This window comes from Methylobacterium sp. B1 (assembly GCF_000333255.1).
Taxonomy (GTDB): Bacteria; Pseudomonadota; Alphaproteobacteria; order Rhizobiales; family Beijerinckiaceae; genus Methylobacterium; species Methylobacterium fujisawaense.
On sequence record NZ_BACT01000161.1, the window covers coordinates 1 to 4527 of the forward strand.

Genomic DNA, 4527 nt, shown 5'->3' on the forward strand with positions numbered 1-4527 from the left:
CCTTGTTCACCTCGAACGAGTTCATGCTCTTCTCGCAACTCGGCCGTGCCGATCGCGCGCCTGACACGGGCGAGCGGGCTCGGACACCGGACATTGGAAGATTTCGAGGTTGCCTTAGCGGTTCCGGGCGGCTCCTGACAATGCCACCAGAGGGCTCCGCGTCGCTCCAGCGCAGGATTGTTCCACTGAATTGCCCAGCTTGTCACCGAGTGGCACATTTTCTCCACTGCGCTCCGGCCCGTCTCCGGGGGGACGACAATCGGGGGCCGGCCTGTTAAGCAGCCGGCCGCCTGCCGCCGCGGCCCCGATCCGCGCATCCGGATCCGAATCTCGATGTCCGATCCCCTGGTCCTGATCCCGGCCCGTCTCGCCGCGACCCGCCTGCCGAACAAGCCGCTGGCCGACATCGCCGGCGAGGCCATGATCGTCCATGTCTGGCGCCGGGCCATGGAGGCCGGCATCGGCCCCGTGGTGGTGGCCACCGACACGGCGGAGATCGCCCGGACGGTCGAGGCCGCGGGCGGCCTCGCGGTGATGACCCGGGCCGATCACCCATCGGGCTCCGACCGCCTCGCCGAGGCGCTCGACATCGTCGATCCGGAGGGTCGCCACGACGTGGTCGTCAACGTCCAGGGCGACCTGCCGACCATCGACCCGGCGATCATCGGCGCCTCCATCGTGCCGCTGGCCGACCGCACCGTCGACATCGTCACCCTCTGTGCGCCGATCACCGACCCCCACGAGGCCGACAACCCGAACGTGGTCAAGCTCGTCGGCCACATGGTCGGTCCCGGGCGCCTGCGCGCCCTGTACTTCACCCGCGCCCGGGCTCCCTGGGGCGACGGGCCGCTCTGGCACCATATCGGCCTGTACGCCTACCGGCGCAGGGCGCTCAGCCGATTCGTGGCCTTGCCGCCCGGCGAGCTGGAGATGCGCGAGAAGCTGGAGCAGCTGCGGGCGCTCGAAGCCGGCATGCGCATCGACGCCGCCATCGTCGACGACCTGCCGCTGGGTGTCGACACCCCCGCCGACCTGGAGCGCGCCCGCGCCCTGCTCCAGAGCCGGCGCCTGAACTGACCCGACGAACGAATCCAGACCGCCATGACAGACCGCACCATCGCCTATCAGGGGGAGCCCGGGGCGAACTCGCACATCATCTGCGCGGAGGCGTATCCGGACTGGACGCCGTTGCCCTGCCCGACCTTCGAGGACGCTTTCGCGGCGGTGACAGAGGGGCGCGCCCAGCGGGCGATGATCCCGATCGAGAACTCGATCGCGGGCCGCGTCGCCGACATCCACCACCTGATCCCGATCTCGCCGCTGCACATCGTGGCCGAGCACTTCCTGCCGATCCACTTCCAGCTGATGGTCCTGCCGGGCACACAGCGCGAGGCTTTGAAGAGCGTCCACAGCCACGTCCATGCCCTGGGCCAGTGCCGCCGGATCATCCGCCGGCTCGGCCTGAAGGCCGTGGTCGCCGGCGACACCGCCGGGGCCGCCCGCGAGATCGCCGAGATCGGCGACCCGAGCCGGGCGGCTCTGGCGCCCGCACTCGCCGCCGGAGTCTACGGCCTCGACATCCTGGAGCGCGACGTCGAGGACGAGGCGCACAACACCACCCGGTTCGTGGTGTTCTCCCCGGAGCCCCAGCCGGTGGAACAGGGCACCGTGCCCTGTGTGACGAGCTTCGTGTTCCGCGTGCGCAACATCCCGGCCGCGCTCTATAAGGCGCTCGGCGGATTCGCGACCAACGGCGTCAACATGTCGAAGCTCGAGAGCTACATGGTCGACGGCGAATTCACCGCCACGCAGTTCTACGCCGAGGTCGACGGCCATCCGGACGATCCGGGCCTCAGCCGGGCGCTGGACGAACTCGGCTACTTCTCGCGCGAATTGCGGGTGATCGGCACCTACCCGGCCCACCCCTTCCGCGAGATGGCGCGGCCGGCGGCGGAGTGATCCTCACTCCCGCCGGAGCACCCGGTCCACCGCCAGATCCGACCAGAAGCCCGGCCGGAAATCGCGCTTGAGCGCCTCGGGGTCGTAGACGGTCTCGACCCAGGTCAGGAAGTCGAGCCCCTTCGCCTCGCCCTCGAGGCGATACCGGGCGAAGAACGCGTCGAGGATGCCGGTCTTGGCGAAACGGAGATGGCCGTAGCGGGCGGAGAGCTGCCGGGCGGCCTCGGCCACCGGGCGCCCCTCGTGCAGGATCAGGTAGAGGGCCGAGGCGAGGCCGGCCCGGTCGGCGCCGGACTTGCAGTGCATCACCGCCGGGTACTCGATGCCGGCGAAGAAGGCCTTGGCGCCGAGGATGGTGGCCCGGTCCGGCGCTTCCCGCGAGCGGAGCACGAACTCGACCAGCTTGAGCCCGTGGCGCTCGCAGGCCTCGCGCTGCAGCGGCCAGGATCCGTGCTCGCGCCCGCCGCGCAGGGAGATGATCGTCCGCACGCCCTCGGCCCGGAAGCGGGCGAGCTGATGGGGGCCGGGCTGGGCCGAGCGCCAGAGGGCGCCGGAGCCGACGCGGTGCCGGTTGAGATAGGCGAGGCGGAAGACGCCGTGGTCGATCAGCAGCATGCTGGCCCAGGCCATGAGCCGGTCGCCGGGGCCGGCTATCGGCCGCTCGAAGCGGGCGATCCGGGCCATGCGGCGCGCATAGCGCCTCTCGGGCTTGAGGAAGCGGTTGAACAAGGCCGTGCTGCCGGGGGAACCGAGCCCGGGCTCTATCAGCCGCCCGCCGGCCCGGCAATTCGCGGGCCGGCGGGCCGGCACCGGCATCACGCGACGTCACGCAGGCCGACGCGACGCGGCGCCATTCTTGCCTTCACTCCGCCTGGATCGGCATCGAACCTGCGCGGGCCGCGCGGGTTATCCGCCGGTCGGACGACGGGAGGCCCGAAGCCCATGAGCACGCGCACCACGAGCATCCGCCGGGCCCGCGAGGCCGATCTCGGCGGCTTGTCCAAGGTGTTCGATGCCTCCTGGCGCGAGGCCTATCGCGGCATCATCCCGGGCGTCGCCCTGGAGCGGGTGATCTCGACCCGGGACCGGGCCTGGTGGCAGAGCGCCCTGCGCCGCGGCCGGCCGATCGCGGTGGTGGAGACGGGCGAACTCGTCGTCGGCTACGCGGCCTACGGACGGACGCGCAGCCGGGCGCTCGGCACCGAGGCCGAGATCGACGAACTCTACCTGTTGCCGGAGTATCAGGGCGTCGGCCTCGGCCGGCGCCTGTTCCGGGCGGTGCGCAACGACCTCGCGGATCACGGCCTCACGCGGCTGGGCGTGTGGAGCCTGGAGGACAATGTCCGCGCCGGCGCCTTCTACGAGGGGCTCGGCGGCGTCGCCGGCCCGCGGGCGCTGGACCGCGTGGCGGGCATCCCGCTCCCCAAGGTGGGCTTCCTGTTCGGCTAACGTTTTCCAGCGCTCGTTGCCGGGCCGCACCATCGGCCGATTTGCTTTGCCAAGCGGCGCCACTAAGAGATCCGGGAAGCGGACGAGACCGCATTCCGGAAGCGACACGCCATGAAGATCGACGCCATCCCGCTCGGCAAGAAGCCGCCGCACGACGTCAACGTGATCGTCGAGGTGCCGCTCGGCGGCGAACCGATCAAGTACGAGATGGACAAGGAATCCGGCGCGCTGGTCGTCGACCGGTTTCTCTACACCCCGATGTTCTATCCGGGGAATTACGGCTTCATCCCCCACACCCTGTCGGGCGACGGCGATCCCTGTGACGTGCTGGTGGCCAACACCCGCGCCGTGCTGCCGGGCGCGATCATCAGCGCGCGTCCCGTGGGCGTGATGGTGATGCAGGACGAGGGCGGCGAAGACGAGAAGATCATCGCGGTGCCCTCGCGCCACCTGACCAAGCGGTACGACCGGGTCGAGAACTACACCGACCTGCCCGAGATCACGATCCAGCAGATCCAGCACTTCTTCGAGCACTACAAGGATCTGGAACCCGGCAAGTGGGTCAAGTTCGTCCGCTGGGGCGACAAGGAAGAGGCCCACCGGCTGATCGAGGAAGCGATCGAGCGCGCCAAGGCCAAGAAGTAAGCGGGCCGGCCGCTCCCGCCCGGGAGCGGCCCATGTCCCTCAGCCGTCGATGCGGCGCAGCCCGGCCTTGTAGCGCCGGGCATTCTCCACGTAGCGCAGGGCGGCCTGCCGCAGCCCCTCGACCGCGGCCTCGTCGAGGGTGCGCACGGCCTTGGCCGGCGCCCCGACGATCAGGCTGTGATCCGGGAATTCCTTGCCCTCGGTGACCAGCGCGTTGGCGCCGATGAGGCAGCCGCGGCCGATCCGGGCGCCGTTCAGGACCGTCGCCCCCATGCCGACGAGGCTGCCGTCGCCGATGGTGCAGCCGTGCACGATCGCGCCGTGGCCGACCGTGACGTCGCTGCCGATGACGAGGGGAAACCCGGGATCGACGTGCATGATCACGCCCTCCTGGACATTGGTGCGATCGCCGATGCGGATCGGCTCGTTGTCGCCGCGCAGAGCCGCGCCGAACCAGATGCCGACATCAGGCCG

Annotated in this window: 6 protein-coding genes; 4 read left to right on the forward strand and 2 right to left on the reverse strand. The window is 70.4% G+C overall.

The window, feature by feature from the left end:
- Positions 1 to 333: 333 nt before the first annotated feature.
- Positions 334 to 1077, forward strand: a complete 744-nt coding sequence (locus tag I53_RS04390; RefSeq protein ID WP_043347096.1) for a 3-deoxy-manno-octulosonate cytidylyltransferase — start codon at positions 334 to 336, stop codon at positions 1075 to 1077.
- 24 nt (positions 1078 to 1101) lie between these two features.
- A complete protein-coding gene (locus tag I53_RS04395; RefSeq protein WP_043347099.1) occupies positions 1102 to 1959 on the forward strand; it encodes a prephenate dehydratase in 858 nt (285 codons plus the stop codon).
- Between the two features lie 3 nt (positions 1960 to 1962).
- Here the strand turns inward: I53_RS04395 and I53_RS04400 are convergent, their stop codons facing one another.
- On the reverse strand, positions 1963 to 2688 hold the full coding sequence (locus tag I53_RS04400; RefSeq protein ID WP_043347101.1) for a tyrosine-protein phosphatase: 726 nt from the start codon (positions 2686 to 2688) through the stop codon (positions 1963 to 1965).
- Between the two features lie 213 nt (positions 2689 to 2901).
- On the opposite strand from I53_RS04400, the gene I53_RS04405 reads away from it, so the two are divergent.
- Both I53_RS04405 and ppa read left to right on the forward strand, forming a co-directional pair.
- Positions 2902 to 3408 (forward strand): GNAT family N-acetyltransferase, encoded by a 507-nt coding sequence (locus I53_RS04405; protein WP_043347102.1) that lies wholly within the window; start codon positions 2902 to 2904, stop codon positions 3406 to 3408.
- Between the two features lie 111 nt (positions 3409 to 3519).
- The gene (gene ppa, locus I53_RS04410; RefSeq protein ID WP_043347104.1) at positions 3520 to 4053 is read left to right on the forward strand and encodes an inorganic diphosphatase; all 534 of its coding nucleotides are present in this window, start codon (positions 3520 to 3522) and stop codon (positions 4051 to 4053) included.
- A 39-nt stretch (positions 4054 to 4092) separates the two neighbouring features.
- Here ppa and I53_RS04415 read toward each other — a convergent pair.
- The coding region (locus tag I53_RS04415; RefSeq protein WP_043347105.1) for a gamma carbonic anhydrase family protein at positions 4093 to 4527 on the reverse strand (435 nt) is incomplete at its 5' end.

Excerpts from the sequence above, each read along its gene's own strand:
- I53_RS04390 (WP_043347096.1), top strand. The coding sequence starts at position 334 with ATGTCCGATCCCCTGGTCCTGATCCCGGCCCGTCTCGCCGCGACCCGC.
- I53_RS04395 (WP_043347099.1), top strand. The coding sequence starts at position 1,102 with ATGACAGACCGCACCATCGCCTATCAGGGGGAGCCCGGGGCGAACTCG.
- I53_RS04405 (WP_043347102.1), top strand. The coding sequence starts at position 2,902 with ATGAGCACGCGCACCACGAGCATCCGCCGGGCCCGCGAGGCCGATCTC.
- ppa (WP_043347104.1), top strand. The coding sequence starts at position 3,520 with ATGAAGATCGACGCCATCCCGCTCGGCAAGAAGCCGCCGCACGACGTC.